We start from the raw sequence: 23,220 nt of genomic DNA, 5'->3' as shown, positions 1-23,220 counted from the left end.
CCGGGCGGCGTCCTGGAGACGGGCGGCACCAGGCACGGCTTCCGCCTGGTCGCCCGCGTCCCGGCGGACTCCCCGCCGAGCGTAGGATCCGGCGCATGAGCCGCACGATCAAGGTCCTCCTGGCGGAGGACCAGTCGATGGTCCGCGAGGCGCTCGCCGCCCTGCTCGGCCTCGAGGACGACATCGAGGTGGTCGTCCAGGTGGCACGCGGCGACGAGGTCGTCGAGGCCGCCCGCCGGCACGACGTCGACGTGGCCCTCCTCGGCATCGAGATGCCGGGGGCGACCGGCATCGATGCGGCGGCCCGGCTGCACGCGGAGTTCCCCGGGATGAAGCTGGTCGTCCTCACCACCTTCGGCCGCCCCGGCTACCTGCGCAGCGCCATGGAGTCCGGCGCCGACGCCTTCCTCGTCAAGGACGCCCCCGCCGCCCGGCTCGCCGACGCCATCCGCACGGTCCTGACCGGCGAACGCGTCATCGACCCCACCCTCGCGGCGGCGGCCCTCGCCGACGGCGCGAACCCGCTGACGGACCGCGAGCGGGAGGTCCTGCGCGCGGCGGCCGACGGCTCGACCAACGCCGAACTGGCGGCGGCCCTGCACCAGTCCCAGGGCACGGTCCGCAACTACCTGTCGACGGCCATCCAGAAGCTGGCGGTCCGCAACCGCGCGGAGGCGGTACGGACGGCACGGGAGAAGGGCCGGCCGTGACGGGGGTCGCCCGGCAGAGGGGCTGGCTGTGACGGGGGCTCGGCCGGGGTCGGGGCCGGCTGTGACGGGGGGCGCCCGGCAAAGGGTCTGGCTGTGATGGCGGCTCGGCCGGGTCGGGGCTGGCCGCGACGGGGGGCGTCCGGGGTCGGGGCTGGCTGTGACGGGGGTCGCCCGGCAGAGGGGCCGGCCCCGACGGCGGACCGGCCGGGAGAGGGGCCGGCCGTGACGGGGGACGGCCCGGGAGAGGGGCCGGCCGTGACGGCGGACCGGCCGGGGCGGGCGGGCCCGGCGGCGCCGGGTCAGTTCATCGCGGCCCGCGCGGCCTGGGCCTCCTGCCGCACGCGCGCGGCGGTGGCCTCGTCCACCACCTCCACCAGCCCCGCGTACTCCTCCAGCTCCGCCGCCCCGCCGAGGAAGTCCCCGCGCCGCACCAGCACCTGCCCCCGCTCGTAGCGCAACCGCGCCGGATGGGACGGCACCAGCAGCGACAGCTCCACCGCCCACAGCGACACGTCGGACCGCTCGGGCCGGGCCGCCGCCCACGACCGGATGTTGTTCAGGATGCGCATCACCACCTCCAGCGGCTCGGCCGGCGTCAGCATCGACGGCTCCAGCCGGGCCCCCGTCGCCCCGCTCACCAGCCGGTCCGCGTCACCGGCCGTGAGTACCCGGCCCCCGTCGAAGGGATCGACGAGCACCTGCCGCTCCAGGTCGCCGGGCGGCCCGAACCCCACCGCGAAGTGCCCGGGCAGGGCCACCCCGTACACCGGGGCCCCCGCCCTGCGCGCCACCTCCAGCCACACCACGGACAGCAGGATCGGCAGCCCGCGCCGGCGCCGCAGCACCTTGTGCAGCAGCGAGGACTCCAGCCGCTGGTAGTCCGCCGGGGAACCGCGGAACCCGTACCGCGCACCCAGCAGCTCCCGCAGCGCCTCCGCCCACGCCCGCGGACCGCCCGGCCGGAACGGCACCTGCCCGGCCAGGGTGTCCAGCTCGACCTGGGCGGCGTCCAGACCGGCTTCGTCCAGCGCGGGGTCCGCCTCCGCCCCCATCAGCAGGCACAGCACGGACAGGTCGGGCCGCTCGGCCCGCGCCTCCTCGCCGAACCGCCGCCGCGGTTCCCCGGGCTCCCACGCGTTCACGGCGCACCAGCCCCCGGCTCCCGGTAGTGGTGGTACGCGTGATGCGGCGCGAAGCCCAGCGCCTCGTACAGGGCGCGCGCCCCCGCGTTGTCGGTCTCCACCTGGAGCCAGGCGGCCGAGGCCCCCTCCTGGAGCGCCCGCCCGGCCAGCGCGGCCATCACCACGGTGGCCAGCCCCCGCCGACGCTGCCCCGGGTCCACCTCGACGGCGGCGAAGCCGGCCCACCGCCCGTCCACGACACACCGTCCGATGGCGGCCGGAGCCGCCCCCTCGTCGCCCGGCACGGACGCGAACCACACCGACGGCCCCCCGCCCAGCACCTTCAGGGCCACCTCGCTCACCCCCTTGCGCTGGTACCGGGCGAGCCAGGCCTCGTCGGCCTCCCGGGAGAGCGCCACGCCCGCCACGTCCTCGGCCGCCACCCGGTCGGCGACCGGCGCCAGGGCCCCGATCCACAGCTCGGCGGTCACCTCACGCACCCAGCCGCGCCGCTCCAGCTCCGCGCCCAGCAGTTCCTGGGTTCCCTCGGCGCCGGTCGCGGTCTGTACGTAGGCGGGCAGGCCCCGCTCGCCGTACCAGCGGCGCACGGCGTCCAGCGCCGCGTCGAGCGGCAGGCCCGGGTCGCCGAGCGGCAGCACCGAGTTGGCGCGGCGGGTGAACCCGGAGGCGGCCCGCAGCTCCCACTGCCCGAGCCGCTCGCTCTCCACCGGCCGCCAGGCCCGGGAGGAGACCCGGGCGAGCTCCTCGTACGAGGCGGCCGGCCCCCGGCGCCGCGCCGGAGCGGCCGGCACGACCTTCCCGGCGACCAGGGAGGTCTCGTCAATGCGGACGCTCTCCCCGCTCTTCCGTGTGATCACCAGCACACCGGCGTCCCATGATGTGAGAACACCCAGCGTGTCAGTGAATTTCCCCTCCGTCACACCGGGCTCGCTCAAACGCCGCACGGAGACGCGTTTTCCCACGTCAGCGGCGGTGATGCGGACCTCGAGGCGTCCGGCGGCCGAGAATTCCACAGGTCGGTCCACCCCTCCTGTTCGGATCATGCCCAAGAACGGAGATACTAGGGGCGGGCATCGACGACGCCGCGCTCCCGCGCGCCAGGCGGCGGAGCCTGTGGGAGGCCCGCCAGCGCCCTATCGAGGAGGAACGACAGCGTGACCTACGTCATCGCGCAGCCTTGTGTCGACGTCAAGGACAAGGCGTGCATCGAGGAGTGCCCGGTCGACTGCATCTACGAGGGCTCCCGGTCCTTGTACATCCACCCGGACGAATGCGTCGACTGTGGTGCCTGTGAGCCGGTCTGCCCGGTCGAGGCGATCTTCTACGAGGACGACGTCCCGGACGAGTGGAAGGACTACTACAAGGCGAACGTCGAGTTCTTCGACGAGCTCGGTTCGCCCGGCGGCGCCAGCAAGCTGGGTCTGATCGAACGCGACCACCCCTTCGTCGCCGCGCTGCCGCCGCAGGCCGAGTAATACGCGAGCGGCCCGCACACCGTGCCGCCTCGGTCCCCGTACGGCCCGATCGTCCGCGATCGCCGTACGGGGCCGAGGCGTTTGCCGTGACCGTGCCGTGCGGGTCGCACCGAGGAAAGTGAGCCAGTAACCGTGTCCGCAGTATCCGACCGCCTTCCGGTCTTCCCCTGGGACAAGCTGGAGCCGTACAAGAAGACGGCCGCCGCCCATCCGGACGGCATCGTCGACCTCTCCGTCGGCACCCCGGTCGACCCGGTTCCCGAGCTGATCCAGAAAGCACTGATCGACGCGGCGGACTCCCCGGGCTACCCGACGGTCTGGGGCACCCCGGCCCTGCGCGACGCGATCACCGGCTGGCTGGAGCGCCGGCTGGGCGCCCGCGACGTCACCCACCGCCACGTCCTGCCGATCGTCGGCTCCAAGGAACTGGTCGCCTGGCTCCCCACCCAGCTGGGCCTCGGCCCCGGCGACCGGGTCGCGTACCCGCGTCTGGCCTACCCCACGTACGAGGTGGGCGCCCGTCTCGCCCGCGCGGAGTACGAGGTCTACGACGACCCGACGGAGCTCGACCCGGCCGGCCTGAAGCTGCTCTGGCTGAACTCACCGTCCAACCCCACGGGCAAGGTCCTGCCGAAGGACGAGCTGACCCGGATCGTGTCCTGGGCCCGTGACCACGGCGTCCTGGTCGTCTCCGACGAGTGCTACCTGGAGCTGGGCTGGGAGGCCGACCCGGTCTCGGTCCTCCACCCGGACGTCAACGGCGGCTCGTACGAGGGCGTCGTCGCGGTCCACTCCCTGTCGAAGCGGTCGAACCTGGCCGGCTACCGCGCGGCTTTCCTGGCGGGCGACCCGGCCGTCCTCGGCCCCCTGCTGGAGATCCGCAAGCACGGCGGCATGATGACGTCGGCGCCCACCCAGGCGGCGGTGGTGGCGGCCCTGGGCGACGACGAGCACGTCCGCGTCCAGCGCGAGCGCTACGCGTCCCGCCGCGCCCTCCTGCGCGACGCCCTCCTCGGCCACGGCTTCCGCATCGAGCACAGTGAGGCCAGCCTCTACCTGTGGGCCACCCGGGGCGAGTCCTGCTGGGCCACGGTCGCCCACCTGGCCGACCTGGGCATCCTGGTGGCACCGGGCGACTTCTACGGCCCCGCGGGCGGCACGTTCGTACGGGTGGCGCTGACGGCGACGGACGAGCGGGTGCGGGCCGCGGTGGACCGCCTGGCGTGACCCGGCGGCACACATCGCACACCACACCGTGAAGGGGTCCGGGGAAACTCCCCGGACCCCTTCACGTCATCGGTCGATCCGAGGGCGGCCTCAGCCGACGGGCAGGTCCTTCACCGGCAGCGTCTCCGCGCCCGGAAGACCGCCCTGGGTCAGGGACTCCGTCGGCAGGCCGCCCTTGGTGGCCGTCGACGCGGTGTCCCCGAGGATGCCCCCGGCCGAGCCGGCCGCCTCGCCGGCCGCCTTCTGGGCCGCCGGCGTCGCCTTCTTCACGGCCTTGCCGCCGGTCTTGCCCGCGGCCGGAACCGCCTGCTTGACCGCCTTGCCGCCGGTGTCGCCCGCGGACTTGGTGACCTTCTGCGCCGCGCTGTCGACCGTGTTGCCGACGTTCGCCCCGTCCAGGGCGGTCAGGCCGCCGAGGTTCGGGGTGGCGGGCAGCTCGGGGGCCGCACTGGCGGAGCCGGCCGCACCGACCCCGGCAGCCGCTCCGGCAGCGACGAGCAGCGCGGCACGGGCGATCCTGCGGGTCAGGGGGAGGGACATGATGCTCCTTCGACGGAGGAAACGAGAAACGGTGATGACGGCTGAAGGTCCGCCCCGGCCCGGCGGCCGACCGACTGGCTGACGGCCGCCGCCCGGGTTCGGACGCAGTGACTACCGCTCGAGGCCCGCGAAGGTTGCGGACGGCCGACGTAAAGAGTTGGCAATGCGTCGCATTATCGGCTGCGGATGAAAACGGGCAAAAAGCCCCCGGTGTGAAAGTCCGCCGAACCCCTGGAGCCCTTTGCCCTCAAGGGCTTTCGGGGACGGGGGAGTGAGGGGCCGAAAACCTGGCCACCCGGCGTCCGTGACCGCCGCACACAACCCGTGCGGGTGAGGGGCCGTACTACTGCGCGGTGACGATCCGTACGGCGCCGGTGCCGGCCCCGGCCGCCGAGCCCGCGGCCCCGGCCGCCTCCGTCCCGCCGTTCCTGGTGGCCCGCCACCGGGTGTCGGTGGTCCCGGCGGTCCACTCCCGGCCGGCGTACGTGACGCGCTCGATGTGCAGGGCCGAGGCGTTGGCCACCGCCCAGTGCGCGAGCTGCCAGCCGCGCTCGGAGACCCCGCGGCCCGCGGCGGCGCCGTCGGTGACGGGCAGCGTGACGGTCCGCCCGCTGGTCCGGGCCGCGGGCACGTCCGCCGTCTCCACGGCGGCGGACGCCTCCTCCGTGCCGCCCTCGACGTCGTCCTGCGCGTCGTCCTGCGCGTCCGCCTCCTGCAGCGCGTCCGCCCCGAAGTCCCGCAGCAGCGCCGCGCGCACCGCCTCCGGACCCGTGGCCGTCGCGGTCTGCGGGCGGCCCTCGCAGGTCAGCGTGGCCGCGGAGGTGCCGGTGAGCGCGGCGGCCAGCGCGGTGGCGTCCGCCTCGTGCTTGGCGTACGCCTCCGGGTAGCCGCTGCGCTGCACGCGCTGCGCGGCGACGGTCAGCGCCAGCTCGGTGTAGTCGGGCACCTCGGCGAGGTGCTCGTAGAAGACGGCGGCCGCGTACGAGGGGTCGGTGACCTCCGCCGCGGTCCCCCAGCCCTGCGAGGGCCGCTGCTGGAACAGGCCGAGCGAGTCCCGGTCCCCGTGGGCGAGGTTGAGCAGCGCCGACTCCTGGAGCGCGGTCGCGAGCGCGATGGCCACGGCCCGCTCCGGCATGCCCCGGTTGGTCCCGACGGCCGCGATCGTGGCCGCGTTCACCGCCTGCTCCGGCGTGAACTCGTACGTCGTCCCGGGGTCCTCCGCGGAAACGACTCTGCACCCCGGGTCCCCCGCGCCACCGGTGACGTACTGGACCACGACGTAGCCCGCGACGGCGGACAGGACCACACAGGCCGCCCCGAACCGGAGGAGGCGGCCGCGGCGCTTGGGGGAAGGCGACGGCTCTGGCACGCGTACAAGGTACTGGAGAGTACTGAGACGGGGGAGACCTGCGGGACGGCCGGGGTCGGCGGGACGCGCACCCGGCGGGTTAGGGTCGACGCCATGGCCGAGACCCCGCTTGACCTCACCCTGGACGCCGCACTGCTCACCGCGCAGCTCGTCGACTTCCCGTCGGAGAGCGGCACCGAGAAGCCGCTCGCGGACGCGATCGAGACCGCCCTGCGCGCGCTGCCCCACCTGACCGTGGACCGCTACGGCAACAACGTGGTCGCCCGCACCGACCTGGGCCGACCGGAACGGGTGATCCTCGCCGGCCACATCGACACGGTCCCGATCGCCGGCAACGTCCCGTCCCGGCTGGACGCGGACGGTGTGCTCTGGGGCTGCGGGACCTGCGACATGAAGGCGGGCGTCGCGGTCCAGCTGCGCATCGCGGCGACGGTCCCGTCCCCCAACCGCGACCTGACCTTCGTCTTCTACGACAACGAGGAGGTCGCCGCCGAGCTGAACGGCCTGGGGCACGTCGCCGAGGCCCGGCCGGAGTGGCTGCGGGGCGACTTCGCGGTGCTGCTGGAGCCGTCCGACGGCCAGGTCGAGGGCGGCTGCCAGGGCACCCTGCGGGTCCTGCTCAGGACCAAGGGTGAGCGGGCCCACTCGGCACGCGGCTGGATGGGCTCGAACGCGATCCACGCGGCGGCCCCGATCCTCGCCCGCCTGGCCGCGTACGAGCCGCGCCGGCCGGTGATCGACGGCCTGGAGTACCGCGAGGGCCTCAACGCGGTCGGCATCGTCGGCGGGGTGGCCGGCAACGTCATCCCCGACGAGTGCGTCGTCACCGTCAACTTCCGCTACGCGCCCGACCGCACGCCGGAGGAGGCCGTCGCCCACGTCCGCGAGGTGTTCGCCGACTGCGGGGTGGAGGAGTTCGTCGTCGACGACCACAGCGGCGCCGCCCTGCCCGGCCTCTCCCACCCGGCCGCCGCGGCCTTCATCGAGGCGGTGGGCGGCACCCCCCAGCCCAAGTTCGGCTGGACGGACGTCTCCCGCTTCTCGGCGCTGGGCGTCCCCGCGGTCAACTACGGCCCCGGCAACCCGCACCTGGCGCACAAGCGGGACGAGCGCGTGGAGACGGCGAAGGTCCTGGCGGGCGAGGAACGGCTGCGCGCCTGGCTCACCAGCTGACCCACGGGACACCCGTGTGGCCCCGGCCGTGGTTTGCGGCGCTTCACGGCGGACATGCTGAGGTCCCCCGTACGTAACCCGCGTAGATCTACGCTGAGGTGGAACCACTGCAAGCGGAGGGAGCTCTTATGGCCACTGGCAACCCGGAGGGCAAGAAGCAGCCACCGGAGGAACAGCGCCTGGGACCGGTCCTCCGGAGGCGGGACCAGGTCCAGGCGAGCACCACGGACCAGCGGCTGCTGGACGAGCGCGCCCCCTCCGACTGGGTGCACACCGACCCCTGGCGGGTCCTGCGCATCCAGTCGGAGTTCATCGAGGGCTTCGGCACCCTCGCCGAACTGCCGCCCGCGATCAGCGTCTTCGGCTCCGCCCGGACCCCGGTGGACTCGCCCGAGTACGAGTCGGGTGTACGGCTGGGACGCGCCCTGGTCAACGCCGGCTGGGCGGTCATCACCGGCGGCGGACCCGGCGCCATGGAGGCGGCCAACAAGGGCGCCTGCGAGGGGGGCGGCACCTCGGTCGGCCTCGGCATCGAACTGCCCTTCGAGCAGGGCCTGAACCCCTACGTCGACATCGGCCTCAACTTCCGGTACTTCTTCGTCCGCAAGATGATGTTCGTGAAGTACGCACAGGGCTTCGTCGTCCTGCCCGGCGGCCTCGGCACCCTCGACGAACTCTTCGAGGCCCTCACCCTGGTCCAGACCCAGAAGGTCACCCGCTTCCCCATCGTCCTCTTCGGCACGGAGTACTGGGGCGGCCTGGTCGACTGGCTGGAGAACACCCTGGTCGCCCAGGGCAAGGCCTCCGCGAAGGACCTGCTGCTCTTCCACGTCACGGACGACGTGGAGGAAGCGGTGGCGCTGGTGTCGAAGGAGGCGGGCCGGTAGTACTTTCCAGCCCGTCTGGGGGTACCCCCTCTGGGGGAGTTCGAGGACGAGGCCCGCTCAGGGCCGAACGGGGGTCCGGGGGCGGAGCCCCCGGGGACGGGACGGGAAGGGGCGGCGGGGGCGAAAACACCCCGCCGGCCCCGGCCTCGTCGGGAAAGCCACCGCCGGAGACCTACGCCAGCCCCCTCCGCGCCACCGCCGGCGCCCGATGCCCCGCGATGGACGCCACCATGTCCAGCACCTGCCGCGTCTCGCCGACCTCGTGCACCCGGTACACCTGCGCGCCGAGCCACGCCGACACCGCCGTCGTCGCCAGCGTGCCCAGCACCCGCTCCTTCACCGGCCGGTCCAGGCTCTCCCCGACGAAGTCCTTGTTGGACAGGGAGACCAGCACCGGCCACCCCGTCTCCACCATCTCGCCGAGCCGCCGCGTCGCCTCCAGGCTGTGCCGCGTGTTCTTGCCGAAGTCGTGCCCCGGATCGATCATGATCGACTCCCTCGGCACGCCCAGCCCGGCCGCCCGCTCCGCCAGCCCCACGGTCACCCGCAGGATGTCGGCCATGACGTCGTCGTACGTCACCCGGTGCGGGCGGGTCCGGGGTTCCGCGCCCCCGGCGTGCGTGCACACCAGCCCCACCCCGTACCGCGCCGCGACCTCCGCCAGCCGGGGGTCGACGCCGCCCCACGCGTCGTTCAGCAGGTCCGCGCCCGCCTCGCAGACGGCCTCGCCGACCTCGGCCCGCCAGGTGTCGACGCTGATGACGACGTCCGGGAAACGCCGCCGCACCTCGGCCACGAAGCCGACCGTGCGCCGCGCCTCCTCCTCGGCGGTCACCTCCTCGCCGGGCCCGGCCTTCACCCCGCCGATGTCGATGATCGCGGCGCCCTCCGCGACCGCCTGCTCGACCCGGGCCAGCGCCGGCTCGTCGCGGAACGTCGCCCCCTGGTCGTAGAAGGAGTCCGGGGTCCGGTTCACGATCGCCATGATCACCGGCTCGTGCGTGCCGAACTCATGCCTGCCCAGCCTGAGCATCCCCTGTGACCTCTCCCAGTACCTCGTGGACATCCGCCGCCTGCGACCCTAACCGTCCCGCCCGCATGGCACGATCGGAGCCTGACACATCCGACACCGAGCACTGCGAGCATGGGGACCCACCGATGGTTATGTTCTTCTTCCTGGTCGTCGCGCTCGCCGTCGTGGTCGCCGCGGTGACACTCGCCGTGGTGGGCGGCGGCGAGGGCACGGGCCCCCTGCCGGAGGCCGTTCCGCAGCGGCTGCACGACCCGCTGCCCCCGGACCGCCCGCTCGACCGGTCCGACGTCGACCGCGTCCGCTTCCCGCTCGCCGCCCGCGGCTACCGCATGGCCGACGTCGACGACGCGCTCAACCGCCTCGGCGCCGAACTCGCCGAACGGGACGAACGCATCGCCGAACTGGAGTCCGCCCTGGCCGGTGCCCGGCGGCCCGAGCCGCACGTCTCCATGGAGAAGCCCGAGCAGCAGGAGGAGCAGCGGTGAGCGACGGCACCGCCCTCGTCGGCCCGGACGGCGCCCCGCGCTGCCCCTGGGCCCTGTCCACGCCGGACTACGTGACCTACCACGACGAGGAGTGGGGCCGCCCGGTCCACGGCGACGACGCCCTCTACGAACGCCTCAGCCTGGAGGCCTTCCAGTCCGGCCTGTCCTGGATCACGATCCTGCGCCGCCGGGCCGGCTTCCGTACCGCCTTCGCCGGCTTCAAGATCGCCTCGGTGGCGGCCTTCACCGACGAGGACCGCGCGCGCCTCCTCGCCGACCCCGGCATCATCCGCAACCGTGCCAAGATCGACGCCACACTCGCCAACGCGCGCGTGCTCGCCGACTGGGCACCGGGTGACCTGGACGAACTGATCTGGTCCCACGCCCCCGACCCGGCCGCCCGCCAGGTCCCCAAGACCCTCGCCGACGTCCCCGCGGTCACCACGGAGTCGACGGCCCTGTCCAAGGCGCTGAAGAAGCGGGGCCTGCGGTTCGTCGGACCGACGACGGCGTACGCGCTGATGCAGGCGTGCGGGCTGGTCGACGACCACCTGGAGACGTGCGTGGCGAGGCGGGGCTGAGCCCCGCCCGCCGGCTCACCGCCCCAGATACTTCGGCCTCTCCTTGTTGACGAACGCCTGCACCGCGATCGCGTGGTCCTCCGACCGCCCCGCCCGCGTCTGGAGCTCGTCCTCCTTCTCCAGGGTCTGCGCCAGCGAGTGGGCGGACCCGTACGCCACCGCCTCCTTCAGTGCCGCGTACGCCACCGTCGGCCCCTCGGCGAGCGCCCGCGCCACGCCCTCGGCCTCCGCGCGCAGCGCGTCCGCCGGCACGACCCGGTTGGCGATGCCCAGCTCGTACGCCTCCTGGGCCTTGATGCTGCGCGGGAAGAGCAGCAGGTCCGTGGCCCGGCCCGGGCCCACCACCCGCGGCAGCGTCCAGGAGACGCCGGAGTCGGCGGTCAGCGCCACCCCGGCGAACGAGGTGTTGAAGGCCGCCGTGTCCGCCACGATCCGGTAGTCCGCCGCGAGCGCGAAGCCGAAGCCCGCCCCGGCCGCCACCCCGTTCACGGCGGCGACCACCGGCTTCGGTGCCTCCGTCAGCGCCCGCACGATCGGGTTGTAGTGCTCCTTGACCGTGCTCATGGTCCGGGTCGAGCCGGTCTCCCGGTCCTCCACCAGCAGCCCGATGTGCTCCTTGAGGTCCTGGCCGACGCAGAAGGCCCGGTCACCGGCGGCGGTCAGCAGCACCGCGCGGACGGCCGAGTCCTCCGCGGCCGTGCGCACGGCCTCCCGCAGGGCGACCTTGGTCGCGGTGTTCAGCGCGTTCATCGCCTCCGGGCGGTTCAGTGTGATCGTCGCGAGCCCGTCGCTCACCTCGTACAGCACGGTGTCGGCCATGGCGTGTCCCCTCCGGTGTCACGGCTGCGGCGTACCCACCGGTACGCCCCTCTCGAAGGACAGCATGCGGGAAGGGCTCCGCGCAGTACGTGTGACCTGCGTCAAAGAAAACGGCGCGATATCCGGCCGGGGGACGTCCGTGCGGATGCGAAGTATCGCAGGCACATCGCCGAATTGAGTGGTTTTGCTCGCGCGCGTTGCCCAAGCGATGCCGACCGATGTTGGTCATCGGGTCCTGAGATGCGGGATAATGGCTTGGAAGCAATGTGTTCGATGCCGGTGTCGCGTGTCCCACGCTGGATTGCGCGTGCCCTTCACGGGCCGTCGGCTTTGACGGTGAGCTGGTTTGAGGAAGGGGAACGAGCATGGCGGCCATGAAGCCGCGGACGGGCGATGGCCCGCTCGAGGTGACCAAGGAGGGGCGGGGCATCGTCATGCGCGTTCCGCTCGAAGGCGGCGGTCGGCTCGTCGTCGAGCTGACCCCTGACGAGGCCGACGCGCTCGGCGACGCCCTCAAGAAGGTCGTCGGCTGACGCGGAAGCGACCATACCCTTTCAGCTGCCCCGGCATCCTCATGGGTGCCGGGGCGGCTCGTTTCCCGGGATGTCCTCGGTACTGTTTCCCCGAGTGAGCGCTCAGGGTTCCGTCCACGGCGGTGTTCTCGACGGCGGCAGCCCTGCGGACCGCGCCGGCCTTCCTGGCCGCGTCAGCGTTTGACGGCGCACAGCAGCCCGTCCCCGACGGGCAGCAGCGACGGCACCAGCTCCTGGCTCTCGCGTACGGTGCGCAGCAGCTCGCGGATCTTTATGACCTCCGTGGGCTGTGGACCGGAGTCGATCGTGCGTCCGTTGGCGAAGCAGCCCTCGAACACCACCAGGCCCCCGGGGCGCAGCAGACGCAACGATTCGGCGAGGTAGTCCATGACCTCCAGGCGGTCGCCGTCGCAGAAGACGAGGTCGTAGCCGGAGTCCGCGAGGCGGGGCAGCACGTCGAGCGCGCGGCCGGGGATGAAGCGGGCCCGGTTGCTGGCGAAGCCGCAGGCACGGAAGGCCGCCCGGGCGAACTGCTGGTGCTCCGGCTCCGGGTCGACGGTGGTCAGCACGCCGTCCGGGCGCATCCCGTGCAGCAGGTGGATCCCGGAGACGCCGGTGCCGGTACCGATCTCCGCGACCGCCTTGGCGTCCACGGTGGCGGCGAGCAACCGCAGCGCGGCGCCCGCGCTGGGCGACACCGAGCGCAGCCCTGCCTCACGGGCCCGGTCGCGGGCCCAGAGCAGCGCTTCGTCCTCGGCGACATAGGCCTCGGCGAACGCCCAGCTCGTCTGCCGGTTGCCGGTAATGACCCTCTCCCTACCCCATGGTTGCCTCGGCGTGACTGTATCCGCTGCCGCCGGGAACCCGCAGATGGGACCGGGCGTTTGAAGGGGTGGGAAGAACGACGGGGGGACACAGTTGGATCACGACGAGGGACGAGACGCAGAGCAAGTGCTGACGCAGCCGTATGAGCCGTATCAGCCCAGATCAAATTCTCGTAAAACCGCTTATCCGGAGCTAACGGGCGAGGTGGCTATGGTAGGGGCTCCGCTGGACACCACCAGAGCCGACAGGGGAGGTGCGGCTGCGCCTGTGGATCGGGGAGGAGTGCTGCGGCGCTTCCTCGGATCGGCGGGCAGGCCGAAATCCGTGAACGACACCGCTGCTGACCACAGCCACGCCGCCGGCCTCGCCGTCGGCCCCGCCCAGACCGCGACCTTCTCCACCGACGCGGACGGGCAGGCGTGGACTCCGCCCACGTGGGAGGAGATCGTCAGCATGCACAGCGGCCGGGTCTACCGGCTCGCCTACCGCCTCACCGGCAACCAGCACGACGCCGAGGACCTCACCCAGGAGGTCTTCGTCCGCGTCTTCCGCTCGCTGTCGACGTACACGCCGGGCACCTTCGAGGGCTGGCTGCACCGCATCACCACCAACCTCTTCCTGGACATGGTCCGCCGCAAGCAGCGCATCCGCTTCGACGCGCTCGGCGAGGACGCCGCCGAGCGGCTGGCCAGCAAGGAGCCCACCCCGCAGCAGGTCTTCAACGACGCCCACTTCGACGCGGACGTCCAGCAGGCCCTCGACACCCTCGCCCCGGAGTTCCGGGCCGCGGTCGTCCTGTGCGACATCGAAGGACTGTCGTACGAGGAGATCGCCGCGACCCTCGGCGTCAAGCTCGGCACGGTCCGTTCGCGGATCCACCGCGGCCGTTCCCAGCTGCGCAAGGCGCTCGCGCACCGCTCGCCCCAGGCGCGCGCGGAGCGACGCTCCTTCATGGCCCGCGTGCCCGCTCTGGGAGGAGGGGGCGCGACCGCGTGAGTGGCACCCGTCCTACCCCTGCCGAGCAGCATCTCGGTGACCGGCTCTCCGCCCTCGTGGACGGCGAGCTCGGACATGACACCCGGGAGCGTGTCCTGGCGCACCTCGCCACCTGCCCCAAGTGCAAGGCGGAGGTCGACGCGCAGCGCCGGCTGAAGAACGTCTTCGCGGAAGTGGCCCCACCCGCCCCCTCCGAGAGCTTCCTGGCCCGTCTCCAGGGGCTCCCCGGGGGAGGTGACACGGACGGCGGCGGTATGCCGCTCGGGGGAGGATTCGAAGACCGCTTCGGCTCCCGTCCCGCGGCGTCCGGCATCTTCGGAGTGACGGCGGCGGACGAGCCGTTCGGCTTCGGCTACGTGCCCGCCCGTGAGCACGGCGCCGTGCTCGCGCCCCCCTCGGAGCGCGGCTTCCGGATCCATCCGGTCGGCCGTGGCGACACCGAGCGCTCCCGCAGCATGCGGTTCGCCTTCGTCGCCGCCGGAGCGGTGTCGCTGGCCGCGATCGCCCTGGGCGGCGTGAACACCGGCGTCCCGCCGACCGACACGGAGGCCCGGGGCGGTTCCGGCAGCAACGTCACCCCGGCCCGCACCCCCGGCACCGGCTCCCCGACGGCCCCCGACGGCCAGCGCCGCCGCGGCACCGGACCGCTGCTCGCGCAGGGCGGCCAGTTGCTCGCCGGGAACCCGGTCGCTCCCACCCAGATCTCGGCTCCGCTGCTGCCCGGAGCGCCGGCCCCGGCCCCGCCCCCTGCCGACCAGGCCTTCCGGCACGGGCTCACCACGCCCGTGGTGGCCGGCGCCGCCGCCATGTCCCCACTGATACGTCCGCTCGGCGCCACCCCGCCGATCGCCCTGACCGCGTGGACCACCGCGCCCGAGGTCTCGGCGCCCGGCCTGCTCTCCGCGCCCGTCCCCGACACCACCGTCACCCCCAGCACCTCCCCCTCCGCGCAGAACACCCGCTGACCCGGCTCCGGCGCCGGTGCACCGCGAACCTGGTTGAATCCTCGGAGGACCGCGCACGTGCCCGGCGGCGGGCACGCAGGCGGCGTTCGACATGCGGGGAGAGCATGGACGAGGGGAAGTCCCCGAAGGGGAAATGGTGGAGCCGGCCCCGACCGCAGAACCCTGCCGGGCAGGAGAGCGGCCGTGAGAACACCGAGGACGACTTCGAACTGGCGCGACCCGCGGGGGTGGCGGACGCGCCGGCGAACTCCGGGGCACCGGTCGGCCGGTCCGACGGCGGTACGTCCGACGGTGACTTGTCCGACGGGGGCCCTGCCGATGCCGCTCCGTCCGACGGTGGCTCGTCCGACGGTGGCCCGTTCGACGGTGGCTCGTCCGTTGGTGGCCCTGCCGATGTCGCTCCGTTCGACGGTGGCTCGTCCGACGGTGGCCCGTTCGACGGTGGCTCGTCCGACGGGGGCTCTGCGGATGTCGCTCCGTACGACGGTGGCCCGTCCGACGGCGTCCCGGCCGACGTCGCTTCACACGACGGTGCCTCGGACGACGGCGACTACGAACTGAGCCGGCCGTTGGGCGCGGGCGCTCCTCGTGCCTCGGAGCACGACGACTCGGGCCGGCCCGTCCCTGACGAGGGGCCCGAGGACCGGGGCGGTGACGCGCCCGAGACCCGGGTCGGTGACTCGCCCGGTGACCGGGGCGGTGACTTGCCCGGTGACCGGGGCGGTGACTTGCCCGTCGAGCGGCCCGAGCACCGGATCGGCGACTCGTCCGGCGACCGGCCCGGGGCGGAGGACGCACAGGTCGGGGCCGTCGTCCTGCCGTCGGTCACGAGCGACCGTCCCAAGCCCTTGCACGACCCGGACCCCTACAGCACCCCGCCCTATGGCGAGCCGGGCCCCTGGGCCCCCGCACCGCCCGTGCAGCACCCGGCGCTGTCCATGCCGGCCCAGGGCGCGATGCCGGCCGGCCCGCCTCCCGGCGTGCCCGGCGCCGTTCACGACGTGGTCACGCCAGGCTCGCCCGCACCCGGCGCGACGCCCCTCCCGCCCGCGGCTTCCCGTCCCTCGGACGCCCCCGGCGCGATGGCCCCTGCCGTTCCACCGACTTCCCCGCCTGCGACGGCCTCCACGCCCGCGACGGCCCCTGCTGTCCTGTCAGGCTCCCCGCCTGCGACGGCCCCTGCTGTCCCGTCAAGCCCCGGGCCCGCGACGGTCTCCGCGCCTGCGACGGCCCCTGCTGCCCCGTCAGGCCCCGCGCCCGCGACGGTCTCCGCGCCCGCGACGGTCCCTGCTGTCCCGTCAGGCACCGCGCCCGCGATGGTCTCCACGCCCGCGACGGCCCCTGCTGCTCCGTCAGGTTCCGCGTCCGCGACCGCCCCTGCCGACCCGTCGGCCTCCGCGCCTCCGGCCCCGACGGCCCCTGTGGCCCCCGCAGCCGCCACGTCCCAGACTGCGCCCGCCGACCCCTGGCACCGCTACGACCCCTGGTCCGGGACCCCGCTCCGGTCGGTTTCCGGCGGGCCCCTCCAGCAGACCGGAGCCGCCGTGCTCACGGAGCCGCAGTGGCGCAAGCGGGCGCGGCGGGTGCTGGTCGGCGGGGCGCTGGGGCTCGCGCTCGTGTCCGGGCTGGTCGGAGGTCTCGTGGGGGCGTACCTGGAGCGCAACGGCGGACTCGACGGGGTCCAGCTGCCGCAGGCCTCCGCGGAGCCCACCGGGCGCGCCGCGGACAGCGTGGCCGGGATCGCCGCGCGTGCCCTGCCCAGCGTCGTCACGCTGCACGTCAGCGGCAGCGAGACGTCCGGCACCGGCACCGGCTTCGTGCTGGACACGCTCGGTCACATCCTCACCAACAACCACGTCGTCGAGCCCGCCGGTTCCGACGGCCGGATAACCGTCGTCTTCAACGGCGGCCAGACGGCCGAGGCCGAGGTCGTCGGCGGCGACGGCGGCTACGACCTCGCCGTCGTGAAGGTGACCGGCGTGGAGGGCCTGAAGCCCCTGTACCTCGGCAACTCCGACAACGTCCGGGTGGGCGACCCGGTCGTCGCCATCGGCGCCCCCTTCGACCTGGAGGGCACCGTCACCTCCGGCATCATCAGCGCCAAGGAACGGCCGATCACGGCCGGCGGCGAGAGCGGCGACGGCAGCGACGTGTCGTACGTCGACGCGTTGCAGACCGACGCGCCCATCAACCCCGGCAACTCCGGGGGCCCGCTCCTCGACGCTCAGGGGCATGTCATCGGCATCAACTCGGCCATCCGTTCGGCCGCCGACGGAACCGGCTCCGACAGCGGCCAGGCCGGCTCCATCGGGCTGGGCTTCGCCATCCCCGTCAACCAGGGCAAGCGTGTCGCCGAGGAGCTGATCAACACCGGCCGGGCGACCCACCCGGTCATCGGCGTCACCCTCGACATGGACTACACCGGCGACGGCGCCCGCGTCGGCGGCCAGGGCGCCGACGGCGGCTCACCGGTCACCCCCGGCGGCCCCGGTGACCGGGCCGGCATCCGGGCCGGCGACGTCATCACCGAGATGGACGGCCTGCCCGTCCACTCGGGTGAGGAGTTGATCGTCAAGACCCGCGCCCACCGCCCCGGCGACCGTCTGGAGCTCACCGTCGAACGCGGCGGGACGGAACGCACCCTCTCGCTGGTCCTCGGCTCCTCGAATTGACAGGAACCTCACAGATCGGACCCCGGAACGCCGTCCCACAAGGCAAACAAGGCGGAAAACAGGTCGCCCGTACGCACTCGGACACCTCGGGACGGTACCGGCCGGACAGGTCCGACAGGTACCGTGGTCCCGGCCCGGACCACGGAAGACCCGAACTGACCACCGAGGGCCGAGGACCGCGGACATCGCAAGGAGCTTCAGGTGTTCAATGACATAGGTGCGCTCGAGCTGGTGACGATCGTCGTCCTGGCCGTGCTCGTCTTCGGTCCGGACAAGCTCCCGAAGGTCATCCAGGACGTGATGCGCACGGTCCGGAAGATCCGTGAGTTCTCGGAGAGCGCCAAACAGGACATCCGTCAGGAGCTCGGCCCGGAGTTCAAGGACTTCGAGTTCGAGGACCTCAACCCCAAGACGTTCATCCGCAAGCAGTTGGACAACGAGGACCTGGGGCTGAAGGAGATCCGCAACGGCTTCGACCTGAAGAAGGAGATGGCCGAGGTCACGGACGCGGTCCACGGGCGCGACAGCGACTCCGCGGCGTCGGCTTCCTCGGCGTCGGCCTCCTCGTCGGGTCCGTCCGGCGGCCGCGTCGACATGGTGAAGAAGCCCGAGGAGCCGGCCAAGGACGACCGCCCGCCCTTCGACGCGGACGCCACCTGAGCCCCACGCGCCCCCCGGTGTGAGGGGGCGCACGCCTCACGCGCCGGGCGGCTTCCCGACAGTCAGCAGCGGGGTGGCTATGCTGCCTGGTTGTTGTGCGGACCGGACCCCCCAGGGGGAAACGCCGCCCGAAGGGGGGCGGGCCGGGTCGGTCCGCCGAGATCGAGGAGGCGTCCGGGCACATGGAGACGACGAGTCGGGCAGTCGCTGAGGCGCCGGCCGCGGAGGATGGACAGCAGGTCCGCTCCGCCCGGCGCACGGTCGACGGCTACCTGGAGGCGCCCTTCCCGTGGTACGGCCTCGACGAGGCCTTCACAGGACCGCGCTGGCTCATGCAGGTCGGCACGGCCGCCGACGGGGCCGTCGAGCACGGTTCCACCGGGCACGGTGACGAGCCCTCCGTGCGGCACGAGACGGCGGGCGAGGACCGCGGGAAGTTCGCGGTCGTGGTGACCGTCGCCGCGAGCCCGTCGCGCAGGAGCGCCGACGGCACGGGGCTGCTGGAGGCCACGTCGGTGTCCTCCGCGGCCTGGCTCGCCGGGGTGGGGCTACTGTCCTTCACCTGGCCCGGCCAGATGGACCACAGCCTGCGCGACGACTGGCTGGAGCAGCAGACCGAGACCGCGTGGGTCCTGGCCGACGACCTCTCCGGCCCGGACTGGTCCACGCTGTCCCTCCCGGTCGACGGAGTGCCGACCCCGTTCCACTACCGCGAGTCCGAGTTCGGCTGGGTCCTGGCCGGCTCGACGGAGGAAGGGGTGCACGTGGGGGCGTACGGGAGAGGGATGAGCGCATACGGGCTCGGCTTCGCCGTCATCAAGGACATCACCACCTACGCCTGACCCCGCGCGCGACGACGGGGCACTGTCCGCGCGCGACAACGGGGGCACTGTCCGCGCACGACGCGCACGACAACGGGGGCGCCGTCCGCACAGGACGGCGCCCCCGTTGTCGTAGGGGTCCTAGAACTTGTTCCTCGGGGTGATCCCCAGGGACAGCCCCGACAGTCCGCGCTGTCGTCCCCCCAGCTTCCCCGCGATCGCCCGCAGGGCCGAGCCCGCCGGGGAGCCCGGGTCGGTCAGCACGACCGGCCTGCCTTCGTCGCCGCCCTCGCGCAGGCGGACGTCGATGGGGATGCTGCCGAGGACGGGGACGGAGGCGCCCGTCGTGCGGGTCAGGCCGTCGGCGACGAGCTGGCCGCCGCCCGTGCCGAACACGTCGACCATCTCGCCGCAGTGCGGGCAGGGCAGGCCGGACATGTTCTCGACCACGCCGACGATCTTCTGATGGGTCTGTACGGCGATGGAACCGGCCCGCTCGGCCACCTCGGCGGCGGCCTGCTGAGGGGTCGTCACGACCAGGATCTCGGCGTTCGGGACCAGCTGGGCCACCGAGATGGCGATGTCGCCGGTGCCGGGCGGCAGGTCCAGCAGGAGGACGTCCAGGTCACCCCAGTACACGTCGGCCAGGAACTGCTGGAGCGCCCGGTGGAGCATCGGACCGCGCCACACCACGGGGGCGTTGCCCGGGGTGAACATGCCGATGGAGATGACCTTCACGCCGTTCGCGGACGGCGGCATGATCATGTTCTCGACCTGGGTGGGACGGCCGTCGGCGCCCAGCATGCGCGGCACGCTGTGGCCGTAGATGTCGGCGTCGACCACACCGACCTTCAGGCCGTCGGCCGCCATCGCCGCCGCCAGGTTCACCGTCACCGACGACTTGCCGACACCGCCCTTGCCGGAGGCGACCGCGTACACGCGCGTCAGCGAGCCGGGCTTGGCGAAGGGGACCTCGCGCTCGGTCTGGCCGCCGCGCAGGGCGGTGGCGAGCTCCTTGCGCTGCTCGTCGCTCATCACGTCGAGCGAGACGTCGACCCGGGTGACGCCCTCGACCCGGGAGACCGCCTCGGTGACGCGCTGCGTGATCGTGTCGCGCATCGGGCAGCCGGAGACCGTCAGGTAGACGGTGACCGCGACCGCTCCGTCCGCGCCGATCTCCACCGACTTGACCATCCCCAGTTCGGTGATGGGGCGGTTGATCTCGGGGTCGTTCACCGTCGCCAGTGCTTCGCGCACCGCGTCTTCCGTAGCCATAGAGACGATGGTACGGCGCGCCGCGGGCGCCCCGGGATGCCTGTCAGCGGTCGTCTACGTCACGTCCGTGCGACCGTTCTGCCGCGACTGCCGGGAATACGCCGTGGCCGTCCCTGCGGTCCTCCAGCTCCTTGAGCACGTCCTGGAGCTCGGAGCGGATCCAGTCCCGGGTGGCGACCTCGCCGAGCCCGATGCGCAGGGCGGCGATCTCCCGGGTGAGGTACTCGGTGTCCGCGATCGACCGCTCGTTCTGTTTGCGGTCCTGCTCCAGGTTGACCCGGTCGCGGTCGTCCTGCCGGTTCTGCGCGAGCAGGATCAGCGGGGCCGCGTAGGACGCCTGGAGGGACAGCATCAGGGTCAGGAAGATGAACGGGTACTCGTCGAAGCGCAGGTCGCCCGGGGCGGAGACGTTCCACACCACCCACAGGATGATGACGATCGTCATCCAGACGATGAACCGTCCGGTGCCCAGGAACCGGGCGATGCGCTCCGACAGCCGCCCGAAGGCCTCCGGGTCCCACTCGGGCACGATGCGCCGCCGGGGCGGGCGCGGCTGGTCCAGCCGGGCCCGGGGGCGGCCGGTCGCGGTGGCACCCGTCGCCGCCGCCCGGCCCGTGGCGGTGGCACCGGCCGGGGTGCGCTCGACGCGGCCGCCCTCACGCTCGGGGACCATCGGTCACCTCCCCGTCGCCCAGGTGGAACTCCGTCTCCCGCCAGTCCTCCGGCAGCAGGTGGTCCAGCACGTCGTCCACGGTCACCGCGCCCAGCAACGACCCCGCCTCGTCCACGACGGGCGCCGCGACCATGTCGTACGTCGCGAAGAACCCGGCGACCACGGGCAGCGCCGCGTCCGGCTCCAGCGGCTGGAGGTCGTCGTCGAGGAGGGAGCTGACCAGGGTGTAGGGCGGGTCGCGCAGCAGGCGCTGGAAGTGGACCGTGCCGAGGTACTTGCCGGTGGGGGTCTCGTCGGGCGGGCGGCAGACGTAGACCTGGGCGGCGAGGGCGGGGGAGAGGTCCCGGTTGCGGACCCTCGCCAGGGCGTCGGCGACGGTGGCGTCGGGCCGCAGCACGATCGGCTCGGTCGTCATCAGACCGCCCGCCGTGTGCTCCTCGTACGACATCAGGCGCCGCATGTCGGCCGCGTCGTCGGGCTTCATCAAGCTCAGCAGCCGCTCCTTGTCCGCCTCCGGCAGCTCGGCGAGCAGGTCGGCGGCGTCGTCGGGGTCCATGGCCTCCAGGACGTCCGCGGCCCGCTCCTCCTGGAGCTTGCCGAGGATCTCGATCTGGTCGTCCTCCGGGAGTTCCTCCAGGACGTCGGCGAGACGGTCGTCGTCGAGGGCGGCGGCGACCTCCGCGCGGCGCTTGGCGGAGAGGTGGTGCAGCACGTTGGCGAGGTCGGCGGGGCGCAGCTGCTCGAAGGTGGCGAGGAGGCTCTCCGCGCCCTGCCCGTGCTCCTCCAGGGAGAAACCCGAGACCGCCGACCACTCCACGGTCAGCTTCTCGCCCCTGCCGCGCCGGAAGGCGCCCGACCTCTTCCCCTTCTGCACGAAGACCCGGTCGATCTCCCAGTCCCGGCGGGCGGGCAGCTGCTGCACGGACAGGTCGAGGACGGTGACCTCCTCGCCGGTCTCGGCCAGCGTGACGCGCCGGTCGAGCAGTTCCCCGAAGACGAGGCGCTCGGTGGGCCGCTGCTCGAAGCGGCGGACGTTGAGCACTCCGGTGGTGATGACCTGGCCGGACTCGATGCTGGTCACCCGGGTCATGGGCAGGAAGATGCGGCGGCGGGTGGGCAGTTCGACGACCAGCCCGAGCAGTCTCGGCGGCCGGCGCCGGACGCGCAGCATCACGACCAGGTCGCGTACGCGGCCGACCTGGTCGCCGTTGGGGTCGAAGACGGCGACAGCGGAGAGGTGCGAGACGAAGATCCGGGGGACGCCCGCGGCCATGGCCGCACCTCCTTCGTTACCCGTGGTTGTTACCTGTGGTGCTCTTTTCGCAAATGCCCGCTCGTGCGGGCTTCAGGCTAGCCCGTCCCGATCGGGTACGCCCTGGTGAGCGGTCCGGACGGACTGGCTCCGCTGCCGCCGGGCAGCCCCGGTACGCTGCGGTACGCCGCTCAGGACTCCCCCGCAGAAAGGCTGTTGTCTCTGTGACCGCGATGCCCCAGGGCCGTACCCACCGCCGGACACTGGTGAGCGCGATGTGCGCACTGGTCGTGACGGGCCTGGGCGTGACGGGGTGCAGCGAGGACCCGGACGCGGGCACGAACGGCGTCGGCAAGCTGTCGGCGGACCGTATCCAGAAGAAGACGAAGGCGGCCGCGACCGCGGTCGACACGGTGCGGCTGTCCGGGACCGTGGTCGCCGGCGGGAAGTCGTACAAGCTCGACATGCGTCTGAAGTCGGACGGCGGCACGGGTTCGGTCACCGCCGCGGGGGCGTCCTTCCACCTGCTGCGGGTCGGGGAGCAGCTGTACCTGAAGGCGGACGCGGCGTTCTGGAAGAACGAGGACGGCGAAACCGGCAGCGACTCCGACACGGCGGCCGCGGACAAGCTCGACGGCAAGTACGTGAAGGTGCCGTCCGGGGACCCCTCGTACAAGAAGTTCAGCGGCTTCACGGACAAGGACCTGCTCCTCGGCGACCTGCTGACGCTGCACGGCTCGCTGGGCAAGGACGGCTACCACGAGCAGTCCGGCAAGCGCACGGTCCGCATCACCGGGGGCGGCGGCTCCGGCGGCACGCTGGACGTCTCCCTGGAGGGCAAGCCGTACCCGCTGCGCCTGGTGCGCGCGGGCGACGCCGGCACGCTGAGCTTCTCGGCGTGGGGCGAGGACTTCGCCCTGAAGGAACCGGCGAAGGGCGAGACGGTGGACTACGGCAAGGAACTGCCCACGTCGTGACCGGCACGGCCGACCGCGCGAGCGGCCCCCGCCGCCGCCGACCGGCTACCGCGCGGTCGGCCTGGTCCGGCCTGGTCCGGCCTGGTCCGGTCCGGCCTGGCCTGGTTCGTTCCGGCCTGATCCGGCCCGA

24 protein-coding genes are annotated in these 23,220 nt (G+C 73.1%); 14 read left to right on the top strand and 10 right to left on the bottom strand.

What is annotated here, in order from left to right; all coding sequences use genetic code 11:
• Positions 1 to 95 precede the first annotated feature (95 nt).
• A complete protein-coding gene (locus ACIP67_RS21310) occupies positions 96 to 710 on the top strand; it encodes a DNA-binding response regulator (protein WP_401693561.1) in 615 nt (204 codons plus the stop codon).
• Positions 711 to 1,009: 299 nt separating this feature from the next.
• Here ACIP67_RS21310 and ACIP67_RS21305 read toward each other — a convergent pair whose 3' ends face one another.
• Together ACIP67_RS21305 and ACIP67_RS21300 are read right to left on the bottom strand one after the other, a co-directional pair.
• The gene (locus ACIP67_RS21305) at positions 1,010 to 1,852 is read right to left on the bottom strand and encodes a tetratricopeptide repeat protein (RefSeq protein WP_401693559.1); all 843 of its coding nucleotides are present in this window, start codon (positions 1,850 to 1,852) and stop codon (positions 1,010 to 1,012) included.
• Entirely contained in the window at positions 1,849 to 2,865 is a 1,017-nt protein-coding gene (locus ACIP67_RS21300) for a GNAT family N-acetyltransferase (protein ID WP_401693641.1), read from the bottom strand. The genes ACIP67_RS21305 and ACIP67_RS21300 overlap by 4 nt, the downstream gene beginning before the upstream one ends.
• Positions 2,866 to 3,006: 141 nt before the next feature.
• On the opposite strand from ACIP67_RS21300, the gene fdxA reads away from it, so the two are divergent.
• Positions 3,007 to 3,327, top strand: a complete 321-nt coding sequence (fdxA, locus tag ACIP67_RS21295) for a ferredoxin (RefSeq protein ID WP_385078888.1) — start codon at positions 3,007 to 3,009, stop codon at positions 3,325 to 3,327.
• A gap of 132 nt (positions 3,328 to 3,459) precedes the next feature.
• Positions 3,460 to 4,554, top strand: a complete 1,095-nt coding sequence (locus ACIP67_RS21290; protein ID WP_401693556.1) for a bifunctional succinyldiaminopimelate transaminase/glutamate-prephenate aminotransferase — start codon at positions 3,460 to 3,462, stop codon at positions 4,552 to 4,554.
• Between the two features lie 90 nt (positions 4,555 to 4,644).
• On the opposite strand, the gene ACIP67_RS21285 is transcribed toward ACIP67_RS21290, so the two are convergent.
• Positions 4,645 to 5,094 carry an ATP-binding protein gene (locus tag ACIP67_RS21285; protein WP_401693554.1) on the bottom strand — a complete coding sequence of 150 codons (450 nt, stop codon included), beginning with the start codon at positions 5,092 to 5,094 and terminating at the stop codon, positions 4,645 to 4,647.
• Positions 5,095 to 5,437: 343 nt separating this feature from the next.
• Entirely contained in the window at positions 5,438 to 6,463 is a 1,026-nt protein-coding gene (locus ACIP67_RS21280) for a heavy metal transporter (RefSeq protein WP_401693551.1), read from the bottom strand.
• 93 nt (positions 6,464 to 6,556) lie between these two features.
• Here ACIP67_RS21280 and dapE point away from each other — a divergent pair, with 93 nt between their 5' ends.
• Both dapE and ACIP67_RS21270 read left to right on the top strand, forming a co-directional pair.
• Positions 6,557 to 7,636, top strand: a complete 1,080-nt coding sequence (dapE, locus tag ACIP67_RS21275) for a succinyl-diaminopimelate desuccinylase (protein WP_401693549.1) — start codon at positions 6,557 to 6,559, stop codon at positions 7,634 to 7,636.
• A 128-nt stretch (positions 7,637 to 7,764) separates the two neighbouring features.
• The gene (locus tag ACIP67_RS21270) at positions 7,765 to 8,523 is read left to right on the top strand and encodes a TIGR00730 family Rossman fold protein (protein WP_401693547.1); all 759 of its coding nucleotides are present in this window, start codon (positions 7,765 to 7,767) and stop codon (positions 8,521 to 8,523) included.
• Positions 8,524 to 8,695: 172 nt separating this feature from the next.
• Here the strand turns inward: ACIP67_RS21270 and folP are convergent, their stop codons facing one another.
• Entirely contained in the window at positions 8,696 to 9,556 is an 861-nt protein-coding gene (gene folP, locus ACIP67_RS21265) for a dihydropteroate synthase (protein ID WP_401693640.1), read from the bottom strand.
• Between the two features lie 125 nt (positions 9,557 to 9,681).
• On the opposite strand from folP, the gene ACIP67_RS21260 reads away from it, so the two are divergent.
• Positions 9,682 to 10,041 carry a DivIVA domain-containing protein gene (locus tag ACIP67_RS21260; RefSeq protein WP_401693545.1) on the top strand — a complete coding sequence of 120 codons (360 nt, stop codon included), beginning with the start codon at positions 9,682 to 9,684 and terminating at the stop codon, positions 10,039 to 10,041.
• The gene (locus tag ACIP67_RS21255; RefSeq protein ID WP_401693544.1) at positions 10,038 to 10,622 is read left to right on the top strand and encodes a DNA-3-methyladenine glycosylase I; all 585 of its coding nucleotides are present in this window, start codon (positions 10,038 to 10,040) and stop codon (positions 10,620 to 10,622) included. Before ACIP67_RS21260 ends, ACIP67_RS21255 begins: the two co-directional genes overlap by 4 nt.
• 15 nt (positions 10,623 to 10,637) lie before the next feature.
• On the opposite strand, the gene ACIP67_RS21250 is transcribed toward ACIP67_RS21255, so the two are convergent.
• A complete protein-coding gene (locus ACIP67_RS21250) occupies positions 10,638 to 11,441 on the bottom strand; it encodes an enoyl-CoA hydratase/isomerase family protein (protein ID WP_401693542.1) in 804 nt (267 codons plus the stop codon).
• A 365-nt stretch (positions 11,442 to 11,806) separates the two neighbouring features.
• On the opposite strand from ACIP67_RS21250, the gene ACIP67_RS21245 reads away from it, so the two are divergent.
• Complete coding sequence (locus tag ACIP67_RS21245) at positions 11,807 to 11,974, top strand: DUF3117 domain-containing protein (RefSeq protein WP_003966491.1); 168 nt, start codon at positions 11,807 to 11,809, stop codon at positions 11,972 to 11,974.
• A gap of 173 nt (positions 11,975 to 12,147) precedes the next feature.
• On the opposite strand, the gene ACIP67_RS21240 is transcribed toward ACIP67_RS21245, so the two are convergent.
• A complete protein-coding gene (locus ACIP67_RS21240) occupies positions 12,148 to 12,846 on the bottom strand; it encodes an O-methyltransferase (protein ID WP_401693638.1) in 699 nt (232 codons plus the stop codon).
• Positions 12,847 to 13,009: 163 nt separating this feature from the next.
• Here ACIP67_RS21240 and sigE point away from each other — a divergent pair, with 163 nt between their 5' ends.
• The 5 genes from sigE (at position 13,010) to ACIP67_RS21215 (ending at position 18,934) form a co-directional block, all read left to right on the top strand.
• Positions 13,010 to 13,795 (top strand): RNA polymerase sigma factor SigE, encoded by a 786-nt coding sequence (sigE, locus tag ACIP67_RS21235; RefSeq protein WP_401693541.1) that lies wholly within the window; start codon positions 13,010 to 13,012, stop codon positions 13,793 to 13,795.
• On the top strand, positions 13,792 to 14,760 hold the full coding sequence (locus ACIP67_RS21230; RefSeq protein ID WP_401693539.1) for an anti-sigma factor family protein: 969 nt from the start codon (positions 13,792 to 13,794) through the stop codon (positions 14,758 to 14,760). The genes sigE and ACIP67_RS21230 overlap by 4 nt, the downstream gene beginning before the upstream one ends.
• Positions 14,761 to 15,698: 938 nt before the next feature.
• The gene (locus ACIP67_RS21225; protein WP_401693636.1) at positions 15,699 to 17,432 is read left to right on the top strand and encodes a trypsin-like peptidase domain-containing protein; all 1,734 of its coding nucleotides are present in this window, start codon (positions 15,699 to 15,701) and stop codon (positions 17,430 to 17,432) included.
• A 201-nt stretch (positions 17,433 to 17,633) separates the two neighbouring features.
• On the top strand, positions 17,634 to 18,092 hold the full coding sequence (locus tag ACIP67_RS21220; protein ID WP_401693538.1) for a sec-independent translocase: 459 nt from the start codon (positions 17,634 to 17,636) through the stop codon (positions 18,090 to 18,092).
• Between the two features lie 182 nt (positions 18,093 to 18,274).
• The gene (locus ACIP67_RS21215) at positions 18,275 to 18,934 is read left to right on the top strand and encodes a hypothetical protein (protein WP_389513963.1); all 660 of its coding nucleotides are present in this window, start codon (positions 18,275 to 18,277) and stop codon (positions 18,932 to 18,934) included.
• Between the two features lie 120 nt (positions 18,935 to 19,054).
• Here ACIP67_RS21215 and ACIP67_RS21210 read toward each other — a convergent pair whose 3' ends face one another.
• From ACIP67_RS21210 to ACIP67_RS21200, 3 genes are read right to left on the bottom strand one after another with little or no spacing between them, the layout of a single operon-like run.
• Entirely contained in the window at positions 19,055 to 20,188 is a 1,134-nt protein-coding gene (locus ACIP67_RS21210) for an Mrp/NBP35 family ATP-binding protein (protein ID WP_401693537.1), read from the bottom strand.
• 43 nt (positions 20,189 to 20,231) lie between these two features.
• On the bottom strand, positions 20,232 to 20,861 hold the full coding sequence (locus ACIP67_RS21205; protein ID WP_401693535.1) for a DUF1003 domain-containing protein: 630 nt from the start codon (positions 20,859 to 20,861) through the stop codon (positions 20,232 to 20,234).
• Positions 20,845 to 22,134 (bottom strand): magnesium transporter MgtE N-terminal domain-containing protein, encoded by a 1,290-nt coding sequence (locus tag ACIP67_RS21200; RefSeq protein ID WP_401693534.1) that lies wholly within the window; start codon positions 22,132 to 22,134, stop codon positions 20,845 to 20,847. Before ACIP67_RS21200 ends, ACIP67_RS21205 begins: the two co-directional genes overlap by 17 nt.
• A 212-nt stretch (positions 22,135 to 22,346) precedes the next feature.
• Between ACIP67_RS21200 and ACIP67_RS21195 the strand changes: the two genes are divergently transcribed.
• Positions 22,347 to 23,090 (top strand): hypothetical protein, encoded by a 744-nt coding sequence (locus tag ACIP67_RS21195; RefSeq protein ID WP_401693633.1) that lies wholly within the window; start codon positions 22,347 to 22,349, stop codon positions 23,088 to 23,090.
• Positions 23,091 to 23,220: the final 130 nt, after the last annotated feature.

Origin of the sequence: Streptomyces sp. NPDC088812 (assembly GCF_044750285.1) — a bacterium.
In the GTDB taxonomy this organism is placed as follows: domain Bacteria; phylum Actinomycetota; class Actinomycetes; order Streptomycetales; family Streptomycetaceae; genus Streptomyces.
The sequence above is the reverse complement of the archived record's forward strand: the minus strand, read 5'-3'. Positions and strand labels throughout refer to the sequence as shown.

What these genes read in the sequence shown, in the direction of transcription:
- ACIP67_RS21215 (WP_389513963.1), top strand. Translation starts at nt 18,275, where the DNA reads ATGGAGACGACGAGTCGGGCAGTCGCTGAGGCGCCGGCCGCGGAGGAT.
- ACIP67_RS21195 (WP_401693633.1), top strand. Translation starts at nt 22,347, where the DNA reads ATGCCCCAGGGCCGTACCCACCGCCGGACACTGGTGAGCGCGATGTGC.
- ACIP67_RS21270 (WP_401693547.1), top strand. Translation starts at nt 7,765, where the DNA reads ATGGCCACTGGCAACCCGGAGGGCAAGAAGCAGCCACCGGAGGAACAG.
- ACIP67_RS21210 (WP_401693537.1), bottom strand. Translation starts at nt 20,188, where the DNA reads ATGGCTACGGAAGACGCGGTGCGCGAAGCACTGGCGACGGTGAACGAC.
- ACIP67_RS21310 (WP_401693561.1), top strand. Translation starts at nt 96, where the DNA reads ATGAGCCGCACGATCAAGGTCCTCCTGGCGGAGGACCAGTCGATGGTC.
- folP (WP_401693640.1), bottom strand. Translation starts at nt 9,556, where the DNA reads ATGCTCAGGCTGGGCAGGCATGAGTTCGGCACGCACGAGCCGGTGATC.
- ACIP67_RS21200 (WP_401693534.1), bottom strand. Translation starts at nt 22,134, where the DNA reads ATGGCCGCGGGCGTCCCCCGGATCTTCGTCTCGCACCTCTCCGCTGTC.
- ACIP67_RS21225 (WP_401693636.1), top strand. Translation starts at nt 15,699, where the DNA reads ATGCCGGCCCAGGGCGCGATGCCGGCCGGCCCGCCTCCCGGCGTGCCC.
- ACIP67_RS21205 (WP_401693535.1), bottom strand. Translation starts at nt 20,861, where the DNA reads ATGGTCCCCGAGCGTGAGGGCGGCCGCGTCGAGCGCACCCCGGCCGGT.
- ACIP67_RS21260 (WP_401693545.1), top strand. Translation starts at nt 9,682, where the DNA reads ATGGTTATGTTCTTCTTCCTGGTCGTCGCGCTCGCCGTCGTGGTCGCC.
- ACIP67_RS21245 (WP_003966491.1), top strand. Translation starts at nt 11,807, where the DNA reads ATGGCGGCCATGAAGCCGCGGACGGGCGATGGCCCGCTCGAGGTGACC.
- ACIP67_RS21285 (WP_401693554.1), bottom strand. Translation starts at nt 5,094, where the DNA reads ATGTCCCTCCCCCTGACCCGCAGGATCGCCCGTGCCGCGCTGCTCGTC.
- ACIP67_RS21250 (WP_401693542.1), bottom strand. Translation starts at nt 11,441, where the DNA reads ATGGCCGACACCGTGCTGTACGAGGTGAGCGACGGGCTCGCGACGATC.
- sigE (WP_401693541.1), top strand. Translation starts at nt 13,010, where the DNA reads ATGGTAGGGGCTCCGCTGGACACCACCAGAGCCGACAGGGGAGGTGCG.
- dapE (WP_401693549.1), top strand. Translation starts at nt 6,557, where the DNA reads ATGGCCGAGACCCCGCTTGACCTCACCCTGGACGCCGCACTGCTCACC.